We start from the raw sequence: 24,131 nt of genomic DNA on the forward strand, positions 1-24,131 counted from the left end.
TAAAAAAACTCACTAAACTTTTTTTAATATTTTTGGTCTTATTCCTAAATACTCAAAATATGTATAAAATAATCTATAGCTTACTAATTGTTTTATTATGTGTTAGTTGCAGTTCGGAAACTCCATTACCAAGTCGAACTCCTCCAGAATCAATCTATTTTCCGCCTATGACTGGCGATGTTTGGGAAACAAAATCTGTTGCTGATTTGGGTTGGAAACAAACTGCTGTACAACCTCTGTTAGATTATTTAGCACTCAAAAACTCCAAAGGTTTCATCGTTTTAGTCAATGGAAGAATCGTTATGGAGAATTATTTCAACGGACATTCTGCTTCTACAGGATGGTATTGGGCAAGTGCAGGAAAAACTTTGACTGCAACTCTTACCGGAATTGCACAGCAAGAAGGTTTGATTAACATCAACAATAAAGTGTCCGATTATATTGGAACCAGTTGGACAAGCTTACCATTGACTAAAGAAAACCTAATTACCAGTAAACATTTGCTTACAATGACTTCTGGTATCGAAGATCTTGCCAATGCTGATGCGGTTGATCCAGCAAGCCTCACTTACAAAGCGGATGCAGGAACGCGTTGGGCATATCATAATGTTTATGTAAAATTGCAAGATGTTATTGCCAAAGCAAGTGGACAAACTTGGACTAACTATTTCAATACTAAACTGAGAGACAAAATCGGAATGACAGGATCTTGGATTCAAGTAGAGAATAATAGTGTGTATTACAGTACTACAAGAAGTATGGCTCGTTTTGGTTTATTAATGTTGAACAAGGGAAAGTGGGAAAACACAACTATTCTAAATGAAGTTTATTTTAACGAAGCCACGAGTACATCCCAAAACATTAATTTAGGATACGGTTATTTGTGGTGGTTGAACGGAAAAGAAAGTTATCATTTGCCGCAATCTCAGCTTCAGTTTAAAGGAAGTTTAATTCCTACTGGACCCAATGATATGTTTATGGCTTTGGGGAAAAATGACCAAAAAATCTATGTTATTCCAAGTAAAAAAATGGTAGTAATACGAATGGGAGAGGTTGCAAATCCAGCCAATCCTACTTTTGCACTATCCGGTTTTGATGAAGAATTATGGGCAAAAATTAGTGCTTTGTACTAAAAAATAATTAATTCCAAAATTACATTTTGGGTTTTAAACAGGCCTTAGAGGTTTTTAAAACCTCAAAGGTCTAGAAGTAATAAAAGAGTTTACTATTAACCTTTTATTCTCATTGTTGTTTATTTTTTCTGCTTTTGAAAAATCCAAAAATAAAAAAACCAGCACCCAACACTAGCAAAATATAATAAAGCACCCTATTTTTGTCTCTAACAACATTCGACAAAACAAAGGATGTTATGCTCAATAAATAAAAAAAAATGATGGGTAAATTTTTAATGGAAGAAAAATTCATTTTGCTTTTATTTAAAGAAACTATCTACAAACTCATATTTATTAAAGACTTGCAAGTCCTCAATTCCTTCGCCAACTCCAATGTATTTTACAGGAATTTTAAATTGGTCTGAAATCCCAATAACCACTCCGCCTTTAGCAGTTCCGTCAAGTTTTGTTACTGCAAGCGACGTTACTTCGGTAGCGGCTGTAAATTGTTTGGCTTGTTCGAAAGCATTTTGGCCAGTCGAACCATCAATAACCAATAAAACATCGTGTGGCGCATCGCCAACGACTTTTTGCATTACTCGTTTTACTTTGGTCAATTCGTTCATTAAATTGATTTTATTGTGTAAACGACCCGCTGTATCAATAATAACTATATCGGCATTTTGAGCAACTGCCGATTGTAAAGTATCAAAAGCTACCGAAGCTGGATCACTTCCCATATTTTGTCTTACGATAGGAACGCCAACTCTATCTGCCCATATTTGCAATTGATCGATTGCTGCAGCACGAAAAGTATCAGCTGCACCAAGAACTACTTTGTAACCCGCTTTTTTGAATTGATAAGCGAGTTTGCCAATAGTAGTGGTTTTTCCAACACCATTAACTCCCACAACCATCAAAACATAAGGTTTTGTTGCATTTGGAATTACAAACTCGGTAGCTTCGCCAGAATTTGTTTCAGACAGTAAACCAGCAATTTCTTCACGTAGAATTTGGTTTAACTCGTCGGTTCCAAGAAATTTGTCTTCGGAAACACGTTTTTCTATTCGGGTAATAATTTTCAGCGTTGTGTTTACTCCAACATCCGAAGAAACTAATACTTCTTCTAAATTATCTAAAACCTCATCATCAACTTTAGATTTTCCAGCAACGGCTTTGGTTAACTTAGAAAAAAAAGATGTTTTTGATTTTTCTAGACCTTTGTCAAGCGACTCTTTTTTATCGGAAGAAAATAATTTTTTAAAAAAACTCATTTGATAAATTATTTATGATTAGCAACTTACGATTATAAAATTGCAAAATCAATTAGGTAATCAACTTAAGAAAATTGCAATGATTGCATACATTTCTGACGGTAAATATAAAAAATAAAAAAGCTACTTCCGAATGAAAGTAGCTTTTCTATATAATGTGAAAGTTAATTATTTCTTTTTCAAGAATTCGTCAACTGCTTCAGGAGTCATAATAGATTCTACGAATGTATATGCGCCAGTTTTAGGAGATTTTACCATTTTGATGGCTTTTGATAATCTCTTAGAAGATGTCTGTAAGGATGCTACGGTTTTCTTTGCCATGATTCTATGTTATTTGTATTTTAATATATCTCAAATGTGACATCTAAGATTATCTTAAAATCTCTAATTATTATTTAATTTCTTTGTGAACAGTTACACGTTTCAAGATTGGATTAAATTTTTTAATCTCTAATCTATCTGGAGTATTTTTTTTGTTCTTTGTTGTAATGTATCTTGAAGTTCCTGCAACACCTGTTGTTTTGTGTTCAGTACATTCTAAAATTACTTGGATTCTATTTCCTTTTGCTTTCTTTGCCATCTTGATGTATTTTTAGGAATGGATTATTTAATAAATCCGCCTGCTTGTGCTTTTTTCAAAACTGCAGCGATTCCATTTTTATTAATTGTTTTTACCGTAGATGCAGCTACTCTTAGAGTAATCCATCTATCTTCTTCTGGAAGATAAAAACGCTTTTTAACTAAGTTAACAGAAAATTTTCTCTTAGTTTTATTCATAGCGTGAGAAACGTTATTTCCTACCATCGCTCTTTTACCTGTAAGGTCGCAAACTCTTGACATTATCTTATCTTTTATCGTTATTCAAAATCAGGGTGCAAAGAAAAGAAAAATAAACCTATTACGCAAAAAAATTATGGCACATTTTTCAAAATTTCTTTTCGCAACATTTCTAAACTCTTTATTGCGGCTCTATCTATCACTTTATCACGAGGTTGGCCAAAATTAAACTCTTCGATTAGTACTTCATTTGGTGTAGCTATTGCTATAAACACTGCCCCAACCTCGGCATCTGAATCACCTTTTGAAGGCCCAGCATTCCCAGTTGTGGCAATTGCATAGTCCGTTTTCATTATTTTTTGAATATAAATTGCCATTTCCCTAGCTACTTCTGCACTTACTACTGAATGCTTCTTTATTAAATCCTCCGAAATTCCTAAAATCGATATTTTCGCTTCGGTTGCATAAGAAACCACGCTGCCTTTAAAATACTTTGAAGCTCCTGAAACTGAGGTTAAAACCTGGGCAATTTTACCTCCTGTACAACTTTCGGCGGTCGAAATTGTTTTGTTTTGTTGTGTCAAAAGTTGGGCAATTACAATTTCAAGGGTTTCGTCATCATCAAAACCTACAATGCTATCGCCGAGTATTTTAGATAATGTTGTCACATTTTTCGAAATGGATTTTTCTAGAAATTCTTTGTCAGTTCCACGAGCTGAAAGGCGTAATCTTACTCGGCCTGGACTCGGTAAATAGGCTAGTTTTATAAAATCCGGTAAATTATTCTCCCAATCCTCAATCGTTTCAGATAATAAACTTTCTCCAATTCCGTAGGTTAAAACGGTTTTATGAATGATGTAAGGTCGCTTGTACTCTATGACAATCTTGGGAATAATCTCGTTTTCGACCAAATATTTCATTTCAAATGGAACTCCTGGAAGCGAAATAAAGACGGTATTTTCCTTTTTCATCCACATTCCCGGTGCTGTTCCCACTTGGTTGTGAAGTACAGTACATTTAGATGGAACTAAGGCTTGATCTTTGTTTATTTGAGTAATCTGACGTTTGTAAAACCCTTCGATAAGTTGGGTAACATGCCCGAGAACCTTTTTATCTACAACTAGTTCGTCATCAAAGTAATCGCAAAAAGTTTTCTTGGTAATGTCGTCTTTTGTAGGTCCAAGTCCACCCGTAATTATGACTAAATCTACGGTGTTTTGAAACTTTGCAAAAGTCTGAAGAATGTGTTGCTTGTTGTCACTAATGGAAATCATTTCGTGAATTTCGACACCGATTCTGTCTAATGATTTGGCTATAAAACCCGAATTTGTATCGACAATTTGTCCTATTAAAATTTCATCACCAATGGTTATTATGGATGCTTTCATTTGAAGTTAGAGGTTTGAAGTGGGAAAATTAGATTTTAGAGGTTTCCAATTATACTGCTATCTGAAACCTGCTATCTGTTTTAGCCCTGATGGAAGTGGAAAGCTTTTTGCTTAAAATCACTATTTTTTCTAAATAAAAAGAGCGACTAGAGGAAGCTCCTTTTTTATTTTTTTTAGAAAAAAAGTGATTTTAAAAAAAACTTGAAACGTACAGCAGGAAAAGCTCCTTATAAATCGAAATCTTTTTTTAATTCCTTAATTGCATCTTTTACTTGATGCTTAACGCTCCTAAAAGTCTCCTTGATTTCCTTAGTTTCACCCTCAGTTTTTGTCCATGCTTCTATCTGAAGTATTTCTTCGAAAGCTACTTTTAAACCCAGTAAATCTAGGGATGGTTTTACTTTATGAGCGTAAGAATAGGCGTGTTTATGGTCTTTCTTTTTGATTCCTTCTTTGATTTCTGCGATATCTTCTGGAATTTCGTTGACAAATAACGTTACGATTTGCAGGACAAATTCCGGGTCGTTATCTGAAAGTGCGTACACTTTTGCTAGGTTGTAATATAGTGCCATTTATTTGATTTGTATGCTAAATAATTTATTTCCTTCTAAAAATCCCTCTAAAATATCTTCTGACTTCACAACTGCAACTCCTTCTGGAGTTCCTGTAAAAATAATATCGCCAATTTTTAATGTGAAATATTGTGAAACATAAGAAATTAGCTCATCAATCTTCCATAACATAAAATCGGTATTGCCTTTTTGAACCGTTTTGCTGTTGCTAGTCAGTTCAAAAGTAATATTTTCTAATGAATTAAATTGACTTTTAGGTAAAAAATCGCCTATTACTGCCGACCCATCAAACGATTTCGCTTTTTCCCATGGCAATCCTTTGGTTTTTAATTCGTTTTGCAAATCTCGTGCTGTAAAATCTATTCCCACACTAATTTCGTCATAATATTTATGAGCAAATTTGGTGTCTATATATTTTCCAACTTTGTTAATTTTTACAATCAGTTCGATTTCGTGATGAATGTCATTTGAAAATTCTGGAATCACAAAAGGATGTTGTTTCAATAAAACCGCCGAATCAGGTTTCATAAAAATCACTGGTTCTGATGGTCTTTCGTTTTTTAATTCCTCAATATGCTTAGCATAATTCCTACCGATACAGATTATCTTCATTTCTTTCAGATTGCAGATTGCAGATTGCAGATTTTCAGATTGCAATCTGAAACCTGCTGACTGAAACCTATTTTGTGTTCAATTTTCTCAATTTTATTGCCGTCAAAACTTTTTTTGTATATAAAGGAAAATCAGCATTTTGAATCCAGCTGAAATAGCCGGGTTCATTTTCTAAAACTTTATCAACTTTTACTCCTTTGTGCTTTCCGAAGGTAAAAATTTCGTTGTCGTCTTTATCAAATGCAATCATTCCAGCAAAATCGGCAATTTTTTTTCTAGTGGTAAATTCCGAAAGTGATTTCATATCGTTTTCCAATTCTGGGTAGCGATCCAATTGGGCTTTCATAATTTCGTAAGTTGCCATCGTATCCGCTTCAGCAGTATGGGCATTTTCAAGACTTTGTCCACAATAAAATTTTAATGCAGCGCTCAATGTTCGTTCTTCTTTTTTGTGAAAAATAGTTTGCACATCGACAGAAACTCGGTTTTTCATATCGAAATCTACTCCAGCACGAAGCATTTCTTCGGCTAATAATGGAATATCGAAACGGTCTGAATTGTATCCCGCTAAATCTGAATCCTTTATCATATTGTAAATCTGTGAAGACAATTCCTTGAAAGTAGGCTCATTGGCTACTTTTTCATCACTGATTCCGTGAATGGCGGTTGATTGTGGTGGAATTGGGATAGTTGGGTTGACCAACCAAGTTTTACTTTCTTTATTTCCGTTGGGAAAAATTTTGAAAATTGCTATTTCAACAATACGATCTTTGGCAACATCAATTCCTGTAGTTTCTAAGTCGAAAAAACAAATTGGTTTGTTAAGCTTGAGCTCCATTTTTTAATTTTAGAATGACAAATATATCTTTTTGAACGTACCGTTCGTCGATTATTTAAAAATTTTTTGGACAAAAAAAAACGACGAGTCTAAAAAGGTTCATTCGCTTGACAATATTTGGGATTAATAAAGTCTATGCTTTCGGTTAAAGATAAAACTTTGTAAATACAAAAAACAGCGTACAAAAAGCCTTAAACCCAAATCTTGTCAAACTGTTGAACGATGTTTTTATTTTTCAAATAATTTTAAAATCCAGTTCAGACAAATTTCGGAATCCATAATTGACCAAGAATGTGGATTTTTCGTACCGTCTAATCGAATTCCTTTCCCTTGACTGACTATCACTCTTGCTTTTTCATTTCCCATTATTTTCAATTGGTTTATCATTGAGATTATATCAATTCCATTCCAGTCATTTAAATCACGATTTCTTTGATTAATTAACCAATCTGTATCCAAATCGGTAAACATTAAAAGGGGCATATTTTTTAAAAACTTTGCGTTACCACCATCTTTTGCTCCATAAGAATAAATGGAATTTTCTATATACTTTTGAGGGAATTTTTCAGGAGAGCCTCCATAAATACTGTCATAATTATTCTTTATCCATTTTGCTTCATCTACTGCTGGTTTATAAATATTTCTTTCTATTTCTCTTTCACAATAATTATAAAATCTTGCTTGGTCTAAAGGTGCGTCTAATGCAAAAACACCTTTTGGAATTAGAAAAAACTTTTCAGGATTTTTAATTGCCTTTTCAGCGTAAGTCAAAGAAATTATTGCTCCATTTGAAAGTCCACCAATTATAAATTTATCATTTGGTATTTTATATATTTCAAAAATTTCACTGAATATTCTACCAAGAATTGCAAATTCTGCTTCTCGGTTATCTGTTCCCCAATTTATTGACGGAACAATTACCAAAATTCCTTTTTCAACTGCAATTTTGTGAAGAGTTATTTGTTTTAATGTGTTTTCGATAATTTCACCGCCTGAAGGCAAAATTACTAATACTCCTATTATATTTTTTTTTGGGACAAATTTATAATAGAAAAGCTCTGTTGCATCTTCATCATTTATATATAATTCAGAAGTGTCAGTTTTGGAAATAGTAATTTTCTCATATTTTTGAGCTGTACAATCAAAAAGTTTAAAAAGTAAAATAATTATTATGATGTTTTTCATTTTCGATTTCTAATAGTAAAATATCGCACAAAAGTCGTTTTTGTATTCTATTTTATTTCAGATTAAAAATTTCTATCCACATCAAATGCTTCTAAATATTCGGCAACACGTTTTACAAAGCTTCCGCCAAGCGCTCCATCAACAACACGATGGTCGTAACTGTGCGAAAGGAACATTTTTTGACGAATTCCAATAAAATCACCTTCGGGAGTTTCGATAACAGCGGGCACTTTTCGAATAGCTCCAAGAGCCAAAATCCCAACTTGTGGCTGATTGATAATTGGCGTTCCAAAAACACTGCCAAAAGTCCCCACATTCGTAACTGTATAGGTTCCGCCTTGAGTATCGTCTGGTTTTAGTTTTCCTAATTTTGCGCGGCCTCCAAGATCATTTACGGCTTTCGCCATTCCCACTAAATTGAGTTGATCGGCATTTTTTATAACTGGAACAATCAAGTTTCCATTAGGCAAAGAAGCTGCCATTCCAAGGTTGATGTTTTTTCTTTTGATGATAGTCTCGCCATCGACAGAAATATTCATCATCGGGTAGTCTTTCAAAGCTTTGGCTACGGCCTCCATAAAAATGGGAGTATACGTTAGTTTTTCACCTTCTCGTTTTTCGAAAGCAGTTTTTATTTTATCTCGCCATTTTACAATATTAGTCACATCGGCTTCGATAAACGACTGAACGTGTGCCGAGGTTTGTACCGAAGCCACCATATATCCAGCAATCAGCTTGCGCATTCTGTCCATTTCGATGATTTCGTCACCACCGTTCAAAGATACGGTTATAGGTTGTGTGATCGGCGTTATGGGTTGTGGTTGAGCAACTGATTTTGGCGCTTCTACTACAATTGGAATTTCAGAACCTCTAGTTTTTAAATAATTTAAAATATCTTCTTTTGTCACTCTTCCTTCTTTTCCTGAACCTGAAATATTTTCTAATTCGGACAAAGAAATACCTTCTTCTTTAGCTATATTTTTCACTAACGGCGAAAAGAATTTTTCGGAATCAGAGAAGTTTGTTGGAGTAGTAACGGTAGCTTTGGCAAATTGCTTCTCCTGTTCGCTGTCGCTCGAGCCAATTGGTTTTTCAATTACAGCAACTTCTTCAGGAACAACCGCTTCTTGTTTTAGAGTTGCTGAAAGGGAAATCTCATCAGTTTCAATAATTGCAATAGTTTGGCCCACTTGAACCATATCATCTTTGGCAAACAATTGTTCGACTAATATTCCCGAAACTTCGCTTGGCAATTCGCTATCGACTTTGTCAGTGGCCACTTCAAGTACAGCTTCATCGATTTCGATTTTGTCTCCCACTTGTTTCAACCAATTCGTAATGGTCGCTTCCGCTACGCTTTCTCCCATTTTTGGAAGCTTTAATTCAAATCTTGCCATATTATTTCCTAAAAGGGTAATTGTAAATTTGTGAGTACAAAATTAGTGATTAATTTTAGTTTTAGACACGAATTAAACAATTTTACACAAAATGTTAAATCTTAAATTTTGATCATTTCACCTCTATCGAAACTGCTGTTGCTTCCAATTATAAAATCAGAAGTTTCAGGGAGAATTTTAAAAGTAAAACCGTTGTTTTTATTGGTTTCGAATGCCTGAATGATGGTTTTGAAATCGAGCTGATTTTGGTCAAAAACAACCTCAGTAGCAACACTTTTCGAAAAGATTTGAGCGGTTTTTTGAAGTTCAACCTTTTTATTGAATTGTTTTTCTAATGTCGCTTTCAGATTTTCATTGTCAGAAACCAGAATATAGTTTTCTGGAGAAAGCTTTGATTTTGGTTTTCCTTGAAACATTTTTATAAAAGAGAAAAATACAATTCCCATTTCCATAAAAACAGAAAACAAAACAGACATTCGAAAATGTTTTTTATAGAAGAAATTCATCGCTTCACGAAATCGCTTCATATATGTTCCGTCTTTCACGGTGCTTTCGCCTTTATAATGAATGACTGAAGTTTCGTGAAAATAATAATTCGATTTTCCCTTTTTCAACGCCATATACGACAAGTCAATATCGTCTGAATACATAAAACAATCTTCGTCGAAACCACCAATTTCATTGTACAAATCTCGTTGCATCACCATAAAAGCACCAACGAGAATTTCGACTTTTCCGGTTTCGTTTTCGGATAAATGTTGAGCATAATACTTCCCAAATGTCTTTGGAAAGATTTTATACAAACCTGTTATTTTAGTAAAAGCTACAAAGGGAGTTGGAGTTCCTCGTTTGCTTTCTGGAAGAAACTTTCCCGTTCCGTCGATGAGTTTCACGCCAATAATTCCTAAGTCTTTTTGTTTTTGGGCGAAAGCTAATACTTTCGTAAAAGTGTCTTCGGCAACAATGGTATCTGGATTGAGAATACAAATGTATTCACCTTTGGCTTCAGCAACGCCAATATTATTTCCTTTTGGGAAACCTGAATTTTCTTTGTTTTCGATGAGTCTCAGGTTTGGAAAACGATTTTTCATCATCGCACAACTATCATCTTGAGAATTATTATCGATTACAATAATTTCAGCATCTAAGTTTTCAATAGCATTTTGAACACTAAGAACACAAAGTTCTAAGAAGTAACGCACATTGTAATTAAGGATTATGATGGATAGTTGCATTGTAGGGAATTAATATAGCAACTTGGTTAAGTCGTCAGGATTTTTAGAATTGTTCCAAAATAAAATTAAGTCGATTTGAGACTTTTCTTCAATGATTTTATAATACAAAGTGGTCTGTTTTGAAATAACCAATGAATAACAATCATTTTTGGAGTTATAAATTCCGAGTTTTGGAGTTTTGGATAATGTTGCTAGAAAATCATAAACTAAATCTTCAAATTTCTGAACTTCAACTTCATTCCATTTTGACAAAATAAAATCTATCTCGTCAAAATAACTATAAGTTGCAATTAGTTTCCATTCAACTTTATAAATCATTTCAAAAAAGGATATCTTAATTTAGTTCTCCTTTTCATTTCTTCATTAGAAATTCCCAGACCCATTTTGCTTTCTTCTAAACCTTTTTTCAACAATTTTTGCAACAAAACTTCTTGTTCATCGGTATTGGTCGGGTCTAGTTTTTCCGTAAAAGTTGTTTTATAATCCGTTTCAGGCTCCTGAATAGAATCCTGCTTTTTATCCATTGAATGTTTCTTTGAATTTTCCATTTTTGAAAGAATTTTAAAACTCAAATGTACTAAATAATCCGAAACAAAAAAAGCTGCTTCAAATCTGAAACAGCTTTTTGGGTATTAATAAACTAGTAGTTTAACTTCGTACTCAACATCATTTCTACTTTTTAAGTTTTTTTGGATTTAGCTTAGTACTAAAAACTCTTAAAATTACAATGCTATCTTTTTCAACAGCATAGATAATTTTAAAACTCCAAATTACTGCATACCTAACTTTTTCGATATTAATTAGGGGTTCTTTTGGAAATTTAAAAGGAAAATCTGGAAGTGAAGTTGCCAAATCATAAATGCCATTGAAAACCAAAACTGCATTTTGAGGACTTTCTTTTTTTATATATTTATAAATTGCTTCTAATTCATCGAATGCTTTTTTTCTCCAAAGAACTTCCATTAACCTAAAATTTTCATTTTCACTTCTTCACTAGAATAGGTTTCTAAGTTTCCTTTGGTTAGACAATTTAATGCATCTTGAATATCAGATACAAATTCTTTTTCAGATATTGAATTTCCTTTGACATCAAAACCTATGATATTTTTTTTACCAAGAGTTTGATTTAATTGCTCAGCTCCATAAATTGTTTCAGGTTCCTGAACAGAATCCTGCTTTTTATCCATTGAATGTTTCTTTGAATTTTCCATTTTTGAAAGAACTTTAAAACTCAAATGTACTAAATAATCCGAAACAAAAAAAGCTGCTTCAAATCTGAAACAGCTTTCTAGGTATTTAATAAACGAAGTCTTTTATTGTCCTGCTTCTTTTTTGGCATCTTGCACCATCTTATCATTCGCCAAAATAGCAAATTCAACACGACGGTTTTGAGTTCTTCCATCAGCGGTTTCGTTAGTAGCAATTGGATCAGCAATTCCTTTTCCAGTTGTTTTGAAACGGGAACTAACCAATCCGTTTGAAGCTAAATAATTCTTAACCGATTCGGCTCTTTTTTGAGAAAGAGCAAGGTTGAATTCGGCACTTCCTGTAATGTCTGTATAACCATAAATTTCGATGTTGGTATCCGCATATTCTTTAAACACGGGAACCAATTTATCTAAATTAGCTTGTGCTTTTGCAGTCAATGTTGCTTTTCCTGTATCGAAACGTACCGCATTTTCATTTAAAACCAAACGAATTCCTTCGCCTACTCTCTCTACATCAGCTCCAGGTAATGCTTGGTCGATTTGTCGGGCTTGTTTGTCCATTTTATTTCCAATCAACGCTCCTGTTCCTCCACCAACTGCAGCTCCAATAAGTGCTCCACCTGCTGTTCCTAATTTGGTATTATTCCCAATAATAGCACCGATTAAAGCTCCTGCTCCAGCTCCAATTCCTGCACCTCTTTGCGTTTTATTTGTATTTTTTAATGAGTTACAACCTGCAAAAAGAGAAGCCAATAAAAACAAACTGCATATTCCTAATATTGATATTTTTTTCATAATAATTTTTACTTTTAATTAATTTGTTTTTTCGAATTGGTACGTAACTTCTTTATTTTGGCCGCCAACATTGATAATGTCTACCAATTGAAACGAAGTTTCGGTTTGATTTGCTACACGCAATACATAACCATCTCTTACTTTTTTTGCTTTTTCTCCAGCATCTACTATTTTCAAAACAAATTGGCCTTCTTTGTTCACACTCCAAACAATTGGAGAACTAAAAGCGGGACAATCCGATTTTGTCAAAGCCATACTTCCTTTATTATTGTTCGAAATAAAATGCCAAGTACTTCCAACAAAACATTTAGAATCGGCAATTTGAAAAGAGCTTACCTTAATATAATCGGAACCGGGATAAGTAACGCTGGTAATAACCCAATCTCCTTTGATGGCTACTTGAGAACTTCTGTCCAACTTTGTACTGGCAACTGGTTCATTTTTTACAGTAGTACTGGTTGTGCCAGATTTACTTTTACAAGCAAAGAACAAAATAGCCAGTACCATCAGTGTAATTGTTTTTTTCATTTTTACAGTCTTTTTAAGATTAAACTTGATACAAATTTACAATGAAGGCTTCAAATAAAGTTTCAAAATAAAAGCTTTTTGTATCAAAATTAACGTTTCCGACAATTTGTCACTTTGTCATCAATTGGTATCTTATTTGAATAAGAATTATGCAATTATAAAACTATAAAAACTACAACTATGACAACTGGAAAAATTAATGTTTCGGTAGAAAACATCTTCCCGCTTATCAAAAAATTCTTATACAGTGATCACGAAATATTCTTGCGTGAATTGATTTCGAATGGAACTGATGCCACCTTAAAATTAAAACATCTTACTAGCGTTGGCGAAGCCAAAGTAGAATATGGCAACCCTATCTTAGAGGTAAAAATCGACAAAGAAGGCAAAAAATTGCACATTATCGACCAAGGTTTGGGAATGACTGCTGAGGAAGTGGAAAAATACATCAACCAAATTGCTTTTTCTGGAGCTGAAGAATTTCTAGAAAAATACAAAGATTCTGCCAAAGATTCTGGAATTATTGGTCATTTTGGTCTTGGATTCTATTCTGCTTTTATGGTCGCCGCCAAAGTAGAAATCATTACTAAATCATACAAAGACGAACCAGCAGCACACTGGATTTGCGATGGAAGCCCAGAATTCACATTGGAACCAGCCGACAAAACTACTCGTGGAACGGAGATTATTTTGCACATTGCCGAAGATTCATTAGAATTTTTAGAAGAGTATAAAATCAACGAATTGTTGAATCGTTACAACAAGTTTATGCCTATTCCAATTAAATTTGGAACTAGAACCGAGAAAATCGAACAAAAGAAAGGCGAATTTGTTGAGTCAGAAAACAAAGACGAAATTTTCACGGAAGTGGAAGTCGATAACATCATCAACAACCCGAATCCGGCTTGGACTAAACAACCAACGGAATTAACGGATGCCGATTATAAAGATTTCTACCGTGAAGTCTATCCAATGCAGTTTGAAGAACCGTTGTTTCACATCCATTTGAATGTGGATTATCCGTTTAACTTGACTGGAATTTTGTATTTCCCAAAATTGGGTAATGATATGCAAATCCAGAAAGACAAGATTCAATTGTACCAAAACCAAGTTTACGTTACGGATAACGTAGAAGGAATTGTTCCTGAGTTCTTGATGATGCTCCGCGGTGTGGTAGATTCTCCAGATATTCCTTTGAATGTTTCCCGTTCTGGTTTGCAAGCCGATGGTGCTGTAAAGAAAATTTCGAACTACATTACTCGTAAAGTAGCCGATAAATTGAAATCATTATTCACCGAAAACCGTGAAGATTTTGAAGCAAAATGGAACGACATCAAAGTAGTTTTAGAATACGGTATGCTTTCAGAAGAGAAATTCTACGAAAAAGCCGGTGCTTTTGTTTTGTATCCAACGGTTGATGACAAATATTTCACTTTGGAAGAATTGAAAGAAAACTTGAAAGAAAACCAAACCGACAAAGACGGAAAACTGGTGGTTCTTTACGCTGGAAACAAAGAAGCACAACACTCTTATATCGAAATCGCCAAAGAAAAAGGATACGAAGTATTGCTATTGGATTCGCCAATTATCTCGCATTTGATTCAAAAAATTGAAGGTGATAACAAAGACGTAACTTTCGTTCGTGTCGATTCAGATCACATCGATAATTTAATCAAGAAAGAGGAAACTACTATTTCTAAATTATCGGATACCGAAAAAGAAAGTTTAAAAACTTCATTGGAAACTTATATTCCTAAAGCATACACAGTGCAATTGGAAGCTTTGGACAGCAATGCAGCTCCATTCATCATCACGCAACCAGAATTTATGCGTCGTATGAAAGAAATGAGTCAATCAGGTGGTGGCGGAATGTTCGGAATGGGAAATATGCCAGAAATGTACAATTTGGTGGTTAATATCAATTCTGATTTGGCTTCGAATATCTTGAATACTGAAGACAAAGCAACCCAAGAAGGTTTGGTAAAACAAGCTTTAGACTTGGCCAAATTATCTCAAAACCTATTGAAAGGCGAAGAACTTACAGCTTTCGTTAAGAGAAGTTTTGATTTGATAAAATAGTCCTCCCCTAACCCCTCCGAAGGAGGGGAACCAAAACCTGCAAGTGAAAACTTGCGGGTTTTTTTGTTTAAAAAAAACAATAATTTGAATAAAGAATCCGAACTTTGAACGTAAATATTAAATATTAAAAAAATGGTCGTTCAAATTGAAACTCCCGCCTTGCTTTTCTCCGCCACTTCCTTGATTTTATTGGCTTACACCAATCGATTTCTGACGATTGCCACCATTATCAGAGGTTTAAAAAAAGCGTACAAAGAAAAAGAAAACAATATGGTTTTGTTGGAAATCAAAAACCTGAACTTGCGACTCACTCTCATTCGCTATATGCAAATGGCTGGCGTATTGAGTTTGTTCCTTTCGGTATTCACGATGCTATTATTGTTTTTAGACGAACAAGAATTTGGTTTTAAATTTTTTGGATTAAGCTTGTTTAGTTTGCTTATTTCATTGGGATTATCGTTTTGGGAAATCAACATTTCAGTGGGTGCACTTCGCGTGCATTTGAGTGATTTGATGGAGAAAAAAGAAGTGAAATAAATACTCTATTAGCAAACAATTAAAAGAATTCATAACCCAATTAAACCCTTTCTCAAAATCTAAGTCCAACTTTTATAGCACTTTAGATTATGGACAAAAACACCCTTTGGTCATTGCGACTCGGATATTCTGCAAAACAAGCAAACACTATCGAAAAAACAGGCTTGAAAAAGTTCTTGGAACTATCTTTTGACACAAAAGTTGAGTATAAAATTCCAAATTTTCTAGAAAATAGTCCAAAATCTTTCCAAGAATTAAAAGAAATCCGAAAAACTTTAAACACAGCAAATCCCGAAGCCAAAAAGGAAATGCTCAAAAAAGAAGTCCAAACTTCCTTCGAAATGAAAGCGTGGTGGATTGATAAAATGGTGGAGGACGAATTTCCGCTTCGCGAAAAAATGACTTGTTTCTGGCACAACCATTATGTCTCCACTTTTCAAAAAGTGAAAGTCAATTATTGGGTTTTTCAGCACAATCAAATTCTAAGAGAAAATGCTTTTGGCAATTTCAAAAGCTTGACCAAAAAAATCATTCAAAGCAATGCAATGGTTCGTTATCTGGACAATGTTGACAACCGAAAAGACAAACTCAACGAAAATTTAAGTCGTGAATTACTCGAACTTTTCACCCTTGGGATCGGAAATTATACGGAAGACGACATTAAAAATGGAGCCAAAGGTCTTGCTGGATTGGGTGTTGGCGAAGAAAATGCCGTTTACCGAAAGATTTTCGAAGATAATAACAGCTTTGTTTATTTTGGAAAAAAGGGAAATTTCAAAATAGACGAAATGATAGACATCATTTTCGAACAACCCAATATTGCGTATCTCATTACTCGAAAGATACTAAAATGGTTCATTTACGACAATCCAAAAGAAGAATTGGTTCATTATTATGGTGATTATTTCAAGAAAATGAAATTTGAAATCCAACCACTTTTGATTAAAATCTTTACCGAAGAATTCGCTAAAAACAATGTAGGCTCTAAAATCAAAAATCCTTTGGAATACAGTTTGCAATTGATGGACGAACTGAATGTTACCAATCCCAATGCAAAACTAATCGCATTTTTTATCAAGGAACAAGGAATGGACTTGTTCAACCAGCCCAATGTGAAAGGTTGGGATGGCGGCAATTCTTGGTTGACTTCGCAGGTTTTCTTACAACGAAATAATGTAGCCGATTTACTTTGCAACGGTAAAAACATAGCTCGTGTTCAAAAAGAAATGAATAAAAATTCGATTATGAGACAAAATTCAAATCGAATGTTGAACGTAAAACTAAATTGGGACAAAAAAGGAAACAACAAGGAAATTATTGCCGAACTCAAAAACCGATTGTTGTTTCAAACCGATGAAAGCGACCAACTAGATTTTGAGCAAATCTTAAAATACGATTTCGACAGCAAAACCGAAGGTTCTGAAAATGCGGTGTTGCGATTGTTCAATTTTATGGTAAAAACTCCTGAATTTCAACTAATTTAATTTTATCATTATGAACAGAAGAAATTTTTTGGCTCTCACAGGAACTTTTACCGGTGGTTCACTTCTTTTGCCTGACTTTTTATACTCTTTTGGTTCCCAAAATAATTTGGTTTTAGGCGAACAATGCGTAGTTTTCGTTCAATTGAATGGTGGAAATGATGGATTAAACACCTTTATTCCGTTTGAAGATGCACTTTATTATGACTTGCGCCCAAAAATTTCACTTTCAAAAAATGAAGTTTTGAATTCATCTAAAGGAATGGCGTTTCATCCCGCTTTGAAAGGATTTGCTAGTATGCAACAAAGTGGCGATTTGTCGGTGATACAAAATGTAGGTTACCCAAATCCCGTTCGTTCCCATTTCCGAAGTCAGGAAATTTGGCAAACCGCACCCACGCATCAGGAATATCTAAGCGATGGTTGGCTGGGTCGTTATCTGGATTTGCAATGCAAGGAACATCAACCCACAGCCGGCATTAATATAGATTCTATTGATAACTTGGCATTGAAAGGTGAAGAACCCAACTCGATTACCGTAAAAGACCCAAACCGATTTGTTACCAAAAACAAACTGGAAAACGACAGTCAATTATCGGATAATCCGCAATTGGATTTTGTTCGAAAAATAGCCAATTCGGTTATCGAAGGTTCCGATGATATTCAGAAAGTATTGACAAATTCGGCCGCTTCAGACGTTGTTTATCCTAAAACGGGTTTGGCAAAAAACCTTGAATGGATTTCGAAATTGATAAAAGGAAACTTGAATTCGAAGGTTTATTACACTTCGCTTGGCGGTTTTGACACGCACGACAACCAACTTACGATACAAAAAAACAAATTGACCGATCTTAACGATGCTGTTTACAGTTTCTATGAAGATTTGAAAAAATCACAACAATTGCAAAATGTGACGATTGTCGTTTTCTCTGAATTTGGTCGCCGAGTAAAAGACAACGGACGAGGAACAGATCACGGAACAGCTGCTCCGATGTTTGTTATTGGCGGAAACAATCGTGGAAAAATAATTGGAAACAACCCCAATCTTTCGGATTTAGACAATGGCGATTTGAAACACGAAATAGATTTCAGGAGTGTTTATGCATCGATTTTGAAAAACAAATTGGATTTTGATTTCACTAAAATTGGAATACAAAACAAAGCCTTGGAGGGATTATTCTAAAAAAAAAACCAAAGATTTTTAGTATTCAAATCATAACTAAACCCTACTTTTACCCTCCATTAAAACAAAAAATTATGTTTGATATTTCAATGACAGAAGGGGTAGGTTATTTAGCATCATTAGTATTAATGCTTTCATTTTTGATGAAAAATATAAATACGTTACGAATAATAAATTCAGCGGGTTGCTTATTATTTGTTGTCTACGGTTTTCTATTGGCAACTTCTTGGCCAATAATTATTTCAAATGCCTTTATATTAGGAGTAAATATTTTTTACTTAGCAAAACATTTTCGTGCTAATTGATTTCTTTCACTATATTTTTAAAGAGAAAAACAAAGTTAATATCTTAGTTTTTCTCTTTATTTTTGCTGTATGAATTCACTTTTCAAATCGGAACCTATAATTTTTGATCTGCCAGATGCAGAAATCATCTATTATCCTAATTTTTTTGACAAAAAGGAGGCTGATTCTATTTTAGAACAATTAACAAACGAAATTTCATGGCAACAGGACGAAATTCGTGTTTTTGGAAAAGTTCATCCACAACCTCGATTGACTGCTTTGTTTGGGAATGAAGGAAAATCGTATTCCTATTCCAATATAAAAATGCTGCCAAATCCTTGGATTCCTCTTTTGCAAAAGATAAAATCGAAAATCGAAAATGTATCTGAAACGAAATTCACCACAGTTTTACTCAATTTATATCGCGATGGAAAAGATAGCAACGGTTGGCATGCCGATAACGAAAAAGAATTGGGCTTCAATCCAATAATTGCCTCCTTAAGCTTTGGAACAGAAAGAATTTTTCAATTGAAGCACAATACGATTTCGAATTTAAAACAAAACATCCCCTTGGAACACGGTAGTTTATTGATAATGAAGGGAGCAACTCAACACTTCTGGAAGCATCAAATTCCAAAAACTTCAAAAATAATTAGTTCACGAATCAATCTAACATTTCGTGTAATTGAATAGGAAATTCGAAAAAAACAGTAGATTTGAAGCAAAATAGTTGATTATGAAATGTGCATAACCGATAGTTAATCTCAAAGTCATTAATAATATGCGAATTACATATGACCGATAAAAAACAATAAATATCAACATATGAATGAAATTATTGCTTATTTCTCTACAATTCCTTCCTTGCATAGAAGTCTAATTCTGGTTGGTGGAATTACTATTTTTTGGCTAATCGAAAATGCTTTTCCTCTTTTTAGTTTTAGTTATAAAAAATGGCAACACGCAGGAATTAATTTTTTTATGACGTTTACAACTATAGCTATCAATTTTGCTTTAGCCTTTTTATTATTAGCCACTTCAGATTGGACAATTGCTAATGATTTTGGTGTTTTGCAATGGTTGCCAGCGATGCCTTTGTGGCTTTATGCTTTAATAGGTTTGCTGTTATTAGATTTTATTGGAGCTTATTTAGTGCATTTAATTGAGCATAAGGTCAAATTTCTATGGCGTTTTCACCTAATTCATCACACGGATACTTGGATAGATACCACCACGGGAAATCGGCATCATCCGGGGGAAAGTGTCATTAGATTTACCTTTACCATCTTGGGTATATTTATTGTTGGAAGTCCAATGTGGATAGTTTTCTTGTACCAAACCATTTCGGTTATTTCTACCCAATTTACTCATGCAAATATTGCTCTTCCAGAAAAATTCGACTCTTTTTTGAGTTATTTCATAGTTTCGCCCAATATGCACAAAGTGCATCACCATTATAAATTACCTTATACAGATAGTAATTATGGTAATATTTTTTCGGTTTGGGATCGTCTTTTTGGAACATTTATATATCTAAAAAAGGAAGATATCGTTTATGGAATTGATACTCATATGAATCCAGTAGAGCATAATAAATTGAATAATTTATTGAAAATCCCCTTCCAAGAAGGTCGTTCTGCAAAAAAAAGCTAAAAACTTTAAAAAAATTTGACATTAGATAAAAAGTAATTATTTTTTTTATTAATATTGGTCAATGATTTAAAAACAAATATTTTAAAAACAAATCCTTAAATAAAATTGAATTAATTTTCACCTAATGAAAAAGAGTAACCGCATAGAATTAAATTGGGAACAAACAGAAAAACTTGTTACGTTTGCCTTAGAAGAAAGAAACCCTTTTGAAATCATCAAAAAAGAATTTGGGTTATCTGAAAAAGAGGTTCTTGAAGTCATGAAGAAAAAGATGCCTGCCGAAAAGTTTGAAATGTGGAAAAAGAAAGCTTTAGCCAGTAAACCAAAACCAAAACCTGCCAAAATAGATGACTTTGACGAGGATTTAGACGGTAAATATTATATAAAAAACAAACTCGATTAATACAAAACTCCTGAATTACAGGAGTTTTTTTTATGGACTAAATTATCTATCAAAATCCTAGATTTTGTGTAACATTTCTAAGCTTTCGAAGTCTTATACCACAATTAAAAACCACAAAATGAAAAAAATAATATTTGCATTTGCATTTGCTGCTGTTCTATGGAGTTGTAAGACAGCTAGTTCTTCAATAACTTCTTCTGCAAAGGAAGAAATACAGGTTAATATCAATCTAAACGAAATCAAGGATGACAAGGTTTTAGTAACTGTTAAATCTCCAAAAATTAAAACTGATGAAGTGACTTACCATGTTCCAAAAACTGTTCCAGGTACTTATTCCGAAGATAATTACGGAAGATACATTGAAGATGTAAAAGCTTATGACAAAAAAGGAAACGCATTGAATGTAAAAAAAATAGATACGAATTCTTGGTCTATTTCCAATGCAAAAAAGTTGGATAAAATCACTTATTTGGTAAACGACACCTATGACATCGAAACAGGAAAAGGTTTTGGAAGTGATGAAATTTTTTCGCCAAGTGGTTCAAACATTGATGCTGGCAAGAATGTAATGCTCAACACGCATTGTTTTGTGGGCTATTTTTCAAATTATATGGCAGTTCCTTATAAACTGACGGTTTCTCATCCAGCAGAGTTTTGGGGTGCTACTTCTATGACTGATTTAGATGCAGCCAATACAACTGATTTGTTTGTTACTTCACGATACGCTGAATTAGTTGAGAATCCCATTATGTATTCAAAACCAGATTATACGTCTTTCAAAGTGGACGATATGGAAATTCAAATTGCTGTTTATTCTCCAACAGGAAAATTTACCGCCGAAAGTATCACTCCAGAAATGAAAACAATGATGATGGCTCAAAAAAAATTCTTGGGTTCCGTAAATTCAACAAAAAAATATAGTGTTTTATTGTATCTATCGACAATGAATAAAGATGCTCAGGGATTTGGTGCATTGGAACACCCAACTGCAACAACTGTCGTTTTTCCTGAAATAATGCCATTGGATGAATTATCAAAAATGATGAAAGATGTAGTTTCTCATGAGTTTTTTCATATTTTGACACCATTGACCATTCATTCGCAAGAAATTCAAAATTTTGATTATCACGCTCCAAAAATGTCCGAGCATTTATGGATGTATGAAGGCGTAACCGAATATTTTGCCAATCTTTTTCAAATCAACCAAGGATTAATTGATGAAGATGAGTTTTACACACGAATGGCCGAAAAAATCGAAAATGCCAGTAAACTCAATGATAATATGCCCTTTACAACTATGAGTAAGAATGTTTTTGTGGAGCCTTATAAAACTCAATATCTGAATGTGTACGAAAAAGGAGCTTTGATAGGAATGTGTTTGGATATAGTAATCAGAGAAAATAGCAATGGCAAAAGAGGAATTCTAGACCTGATGCGTCAATTATCTAATGAATATGGAGTTTCAAAAGCATTTAACGATGAAGAACTTTTTGCAAAAATCACTCAATTAACTTATCCTGAGGTTGGAGATTTCTTAAAAACATATGTTTCCGGACCAACACCAATTCCTTATGATACTTATTTAGCAAGGGTAGGAGTTACAAAAACTACTAAAAAAGCACCAACAAATGTTTTCTTGAAAGGTCAAGTTCCTTACATTACAGTAAATCAATCGACCAAAGAAATTATTGTTATTCCAAACATTGAATTAAACGATTTCTATACCCATCTTGGACTAAAAGGAGGTGATATTTTGGTAGCCATCAATGATAACAATTATACTTTAGATAATATTTATGATATGATAATGCAAAGTGATAAATGGAAAGAAAACGACCCAATTTCTGTTAAAATAAAACGTGATGGAAAAGAACAAATCATAAAAGGAAATGTAAAACTTCCTTATGAAGAAAAAGAAAGTTTTGAAGCAAAAGATACAACAAAATCAGCATTGAAAGAGGCTTGGTTAAAAGGATAAAAAACAAATCAATTTAGAAAAAACCAATTTAGAAATAGATTGGTTTTTTTATGAAATTCTGCAAGCACAATAGCCAATATTTCAAGCAATTTGCTTTATTTTGCAAAAAAAATAAAAACCAACAATGAAAAAATCTATCGTTCTATTCTTTACACTTGTACTTTTAGCTTCTTGTAGCAAAGAAGTTTCCAAAACCAATCTACATTTAACTGGCAATATTAAAGGGTTAAAAAATGGAACTTTATATATACAAAGAGTTGTTGACACTAGTCTTGTTGCCATTGACACCATTAGTATTGATGGGGATTCAAAATTTGAAACCAATATCGATATGAAATCAGCTGAGATGCTTTATTTATTTTTAGACCGAGGTGTGACGAACTCTATGGACAACAACATTTTATTTTTTGCAGAACCAGGAATAATGAATATCGAAACAAATTTAGATTCATACATTTCAAGTGCAAAAATATCTGGTTCTAAAAATCAAGAAAAATATGAAGAGTATCAAAAGATAAACTCCCGTTTTAGGGATGAAAATCTAGATATGATCGAACAAAAATTTCTTGCAATGAAAAAAGGCAACACAAAAGGGTTAGATAGTTTAAACACAAAACAAGATAACAATACCAAGAGAAAATACCTTTTTGCTACTAATTTCGCTATCAATAACAAAGATTATGAAGTATCGCCTTATATCGCTTTGTCTGATATTTACGACATCAATATCAAATATTTAGATACCATCCAAAAATCGATGTCGCCAAAAGTAGCACAATCGCTTTACGGAAAAAAACTGACTGAATATGTTGTAAAAATAAAAAAGCAACAGTAAATTTAGGTTCCATTTTAGCTAAAAACCCGTCTTGTTTCTTCAGAACAAGACGGGTTTTTTGTATAAAAATTTAATCAGAATCTAAAAAATAAATTTTATCTCAAACCAGTAGCTATGGCAGCAATACTAATAAAAATGATAATTAAGCCATAAAAACACAACGTAATTAAAGCCAAAATTCCAATGAATTTGTAATGTGATTTTAAATATCCGAATGAATTGGCAAGTGTTGCCGAATTATTATCTCTTAAAGCAGCCTTCAAATTAGAAGCGAACCTGTTCAAATAATAAATTGGAAAGAAATAAAGCCCAGCAATCAACAAATAAACCACAGTCATCATAATACCAAATGCAGAACTAAACATCCCCATTTGTTCCATTGGCATCATATGGCCAATTGTCGTAAAAATTGCTCCTGCAAAAATCGCAGCCAAAACAATAAAACCAACACCAATATAACCAAGAACAGATAAAAAATAAGCCCATTTTGCTGCTTCTTTTAGAAACCCTTTAGCAGACTCATTCACCTGCAATTCAAATTCTTCAAACGTAGATTCTTCTGATAGATCAACCATTTCTTCCATAATCAATATTGTTTAAGTGATACATCAAATTTAATGAAAATTCTGAGATAATAACAGACTGAACTATAATTTTGACTCTATTCACTTTTATTCTAAAGAATGCAAAAAAAAAAAACGGATCAAGTCTAAATGTTGTGGGGAAATATTAAATTTCGATATTTGTCTTTTTAAATTAAATACAAATGCAAGATTC

At 33.4% G+C, this 24,131-nt stretch carries 29 protein-coding genes; 11 read left to right on the top strand and 18 right to left on the bottom strand.

Translation table 11 applies throughout. The features are described from left to right. The first annotated feature begins 59 nt into the window (after positions 1–59). Entirely contained in the window at positions 60–1,133 is a 1,074-nt protein-coding gene (locus FNW17_RS04655; protein ID WP_143390333.1) for a serine hydrolase domain-containing protein, read from the top strand. A 299-nt stretch (positions 1,134–1,432) separates the two neighbouring features. Here the strand turns inward: FNW17_RS04655 and ftsY are convergent, their stop codons facing one another. The 17 genes from ftsY to FNW17_RS04745 all read right to left on the bottom strand — a co-directional run bounded on the left by ftsY (position 1,433) and on the right by FNW17_RS04745 (position 12,921). After that, entirely contained in the window at positions 1,433–2,386 is a 954-nt protein-coding gene (ftsY, locus tag FNW17_RS04665) for a signal recognition particle-docking protein FtsY (RefSeq protein ID WP_143390337.1), read from the bottom strand. A gap of 168 nt (positions 2,387–2,554) precedes the next feature. Next, the gene (locus FNW17_RS04670) at positions 2,555–2,707 is read right to left on the bottom strand and encodes a DUF4295 domain-containing protein (protein WP_082014152.1); all 153 of its coding nucleotides are present in this window, start codon (positions 2,705–2,707) and stop codon (positions 2,555–2,557) included. Positions 2,708–2,777: 70 nt separating this feature from the next. Continuing rightward, on the bottom strand, positions 2,778–2,966 hold the full coding sequence (rpmG, locus tag FNW17_RS04675) for a 50S ribosomal protein L33 (protein WP_103806173.1): 189 nt from the start codon (positions 2,964–2,966) through the stop codon (positions 2,778–2,780). A 23-nt stretch (positions 2,967–2,989) separates the two neighbouring features. Then, positions 2,990–3,226, bottom strand: a complete 237-nt coding sequence (gene rpmB, locus FNW17_RS04680) for a 50S ribosomal protein L28 (protein WP_103806174.1) — start codon at positions 3,224–3,226, stop codon at positions 2,990–2,992. Between the two features lie 71 nt (positions 3,227–3,297). Then, positions 3,298–4,551: a competence/damage-inducible protein A gene (locus tag FNW17_RS04685; RefSeq protein ID WP_143390338.1), complete on the bottom strand. Its 1,254-nt coding sequence runs from the start codon at positions 4,549–4,551 to the stop codon at positions 3,298–3,300. A 227-nt stretch (positions 4,552–4,778) separates the two neighbouring features. Beyond that, positions 4,779–5,123, bottom strand: coding sequence for an Hpt domain-containing protein (locus FNW17_RS04690; RefSeq protein WP_143390340.1), 345 nt, complete (start codon positions 5,121–5,123; stop codon positions 4,779–4,781). Further along, the gene (locus tag FNW17_RS04695) at positions 5,124–5,735 is read right to left on the bottom strand and encodes a fumarylacetoacetate hydrolase family protein (protein WP_144070992.1); all 612 of its coding nucleotides are present in this window, start codon (positions 5,733–5,735) and stop codon (positions 5,124–5,126) included. It abuts the gene before it with no gap. Between the two features lie 67 nt (positions 5,736–5,802). After that, on the bottom strand, positions 5,803–6,573 hold the full coding sequence (locus FNW17_RS04700) for a 3'-5' exonuclease (protein WP_144070993.1): 771 nt from the start codon (positions 6,571–6,573) through the stop codon (positions 5,803–5,805). A gap of 228 nt (positions 6,574–6,801) precedes the next feature. Then, entirely contained in the window at positions 6,802–7,758 is a 957-nt protein-coding gene (locus tag FNW17_RS04705; protein ID WP_144070994.1) for a hypothetical protein, read from the bottom strand. 62 nt (positions 7,759–7,820) lie between these two features. Next, positions 7,821–9,155 carry a dihydrolipoamide acetyltransferase family protein gene (locus FNW17_RS04710; protein WP_144070995.1) on the bottom strand — a complete coding sequence of 445 codons (1,335 nt, stop codon included), beginning with the start codon at positions 9,153–9,155 and terminating at the stop codon, positions 7,821–7,823. A gap of 101 nt (positions 9,156–9,256) precedes the next feature. Further along, complete coding sequence (locus tag FNW17_RS04715; protein WP_144070996.1) at positions 9,257–10,390, bottom strand: glycosyltransferase family 2 protein; 1,134 nt, start codon at positions 10,388–10,390, stop codon at positions 9,257–9,259. A 9-nt stretch (positions 10,391–10,399) separates the two neighbouring features. Beyond that, positions 10,400–10,708, bottom strand: coding sequence for a hypothetical protein (locus FNW17_RS04720; protein WP_143390348.1), 309 nt, complete (start codon positions 10,706–10,708; stop codon positions 10,400–10,402). Further along, positions 10,705–10,938, bottom strand: coding sequence for a hypothetical protein (locus tag FNW17_RS04725; RefSeq protein ID WP_143390349.1), 234 nt, complete (start codon positions 10,936–10,938; stop codon positions 10,705–10,707). The genes FNW17_RS04720 and FNW17_RS04725 overlap by 4 nt, the downstream gene beginning before the upstream one ends. Positions 10,939–11,062: 124 nt before the next feature. Continuing rightward, a complete protein-coding gene (locus FNW17_RS04730) occupies positions 11,063–11,353 on the bottom strand; it encodes a type II toxin-antitoxin system RelE/ParE family toxin (RefSeq protein WP_143390351.1) in 291 nt (96 codons plus the stop codon). Further along, positions 11,353–11,601, bottom strand: coding sequence for a hypothetical protein (locus tag FNW17_RS04735; protein ID WP_143390352.1), 249 nt, complete (start codon positions 11,599–11,601; stop codon positions 11,353–11,355). The genes FNW17_RS04730 and FNW17_RS04735 overlap by 1 nt, the downstream gene beginning before the upstream one ends. Positions 11,602–11,703: 102 nt before the next feature. Further along, positions 11,704–12,393, bottom strand: coding sequence for an OmpA family protein (locus FNW17_RS04740; RefSeq protein WP_144070997.1), 690 nt, complete (start codon positions 12,391–12,393; stop codon positions 11,704–11,706). An 18-nt stretch (positions 12,394–12,411) separates the two neighbouring features. Further along, a complete protein-coding gene (locus FNW17_RS04745) occupies positions 12,412–12,921 on the bottom strand; it encodes a lipocalin family protein (RefSeq protein ID WP_144070998.1) in 510 nt (169 codons plus the stop codon). A 180-nt stretch (positions 12,922–13,101) separates the two neighbouring features. On the opposite strand from FNW17_RS04745, the gene htpG reads away from it, so the two are divergent. The 10 genes from htpG (at position 13,102) to FNW17_RS04795 (ending at position 23,354) form a co-directional block, all read left to right on the top strand. Further along, positions 13,102–15,000, top strand: coding sequence for a molecular chaperone HtpG (htpG, locus tag FNW17_RS04750; RefSeq protein WP_144070999.1), 1,899 nt, complete (start codon positions 13,102–13,104; stop codon positions 14,998–15,000). 132 nt (positions 15,001–15,132) lie between these two features. Continuing rightward, a complete protein-coding gene (locus FNW17_RS04755) occupies positions 15,133–15,537 on the top strand; it encodes a DUF2721 domain-containing protein (protein ID WP_143390357.1) in 405 nt (134 codons plus the stop codon). Between the two features lie 89 nt (positions 15,538–15,626). Next, positions 15,627–17,021, top strand: a complete 1,395-nt coding sequence (locus FNW17_RS04760) for a DUF1800 domain-containing protein (protein WP_144071000.1) — start codon at positions 15,627–15,629, stop codon at positions 17,019–17,021. A gap of 10 nt (positions 17,022–17,031) precedes the next feature. Then, a complete protein-coding gene (locus FNW17_RS04765; RefSeq protein WP_144071001.1) occupies positions 17,032–18,201 on the top strand; it encodes a DUF1501 domain-containing protein in 1,170 nt (389 codons plus the stop codon). 74 nt (positions 18,202–18,275) lie between these two features. Then, positions 18,276–18,506: a uroporphyrinogen decarboxylase gene (locus FNW17_RS04770; protein WP_143390362.1), complete on the top strand. Its 231-nt coding sequence runs from the start codon at positions 18,276–18,278 to the stop codon at positions 18,504–18,506. A 69-nt stretch (positions 18,507–18,575) separates the two neighbouring features. Then, the gene (locus FNW17_RS04775; protein ID WP_143390364.1) at positions 18,576–19,178 is read left to right on the top strand and encodes an alpha-ketoglutarate-dependent dioxygenase AlkB family protein; all 603 of its coding nucleotides are present in this window, start codon (positions 18,576–18,578) and stop codon (positions 19,176–19,178) included. Positions 19,179–19,310: 132 nt separating this feature from the next. Continuing rightward, positions 19,311–20,138, top strand: coding sequence for a sterol desaturase family protein (locus FNW17_RS04780; RefSeq protein ID WP_143390366.1), 828 nt, complete (start codon positions 19,311–19,313; stop codon positions 20,136–20,138). Positions 20,139–20,262: 124 nt separating this feature from the next. After that, on the top strand, positions 20,263–20,541 hold the full coding sequence (locus FNW17_RS04785) for a DUF2805 domain-containing protein (protein WP_143390368.1): 279 nt from the start codon (positions 20,263–20,265) through the stop codon (positions 20,539–20,541). 118 nt (positions 20,542–20,659) lie between these two features. Beyond that, a complete protein-coding gene (locus FNW17_RS04790) occupies positions 20,660–22,519 on the top strand; it encodes a M61 family metallopeptidase (RefSeq protein WP_144071002.1) in 1,860 nt (619 codons plus the stop codon). Positions 22,520–22,643: 124 nt separating this feature from the next. Further along, on the top strand, positions 22,644–23,354 hold the full coding sequence (locus FNW17_RS04795; protein WP_144071003.1) for a DUF4369 domain-containing protein: 711 nt from the start codon (positions 22,644–22,646) through the stop codon (positions 23,352–23,354). A 95-nt stretch (positions 23,355–23,449) separates the two neighbouring features. Here the strand turns inward: FNW17_RS04795 and FNW17_RS04800 are convergent, their stop codons facing one another. Next, the gene (locus tag FNW17_RS04800; protein ID WP_144071004.1) at positions 23,450–23,938 is read right to left on the bottom strand and encodes a hypothetical protein; all 489 of its coding nucleotides are present in this window, start codon (positions 23,936–23,938) and stop codon (positions 23,450–23,452) included. Positions 23,939–24,131 lie beyond the last annotated feature (193 nt).

It is taken from the genome of Flavobacterium franklandianum (assembly GCF_007097365.1).
GTDB classification, from domain to species: domain Bacteria; phylum Bacteroidota; class Bacteroidia; order Flavobacteriales; family Flavobacteriaceae; genus Flavobacterium; species Flavobacterium franklandianum.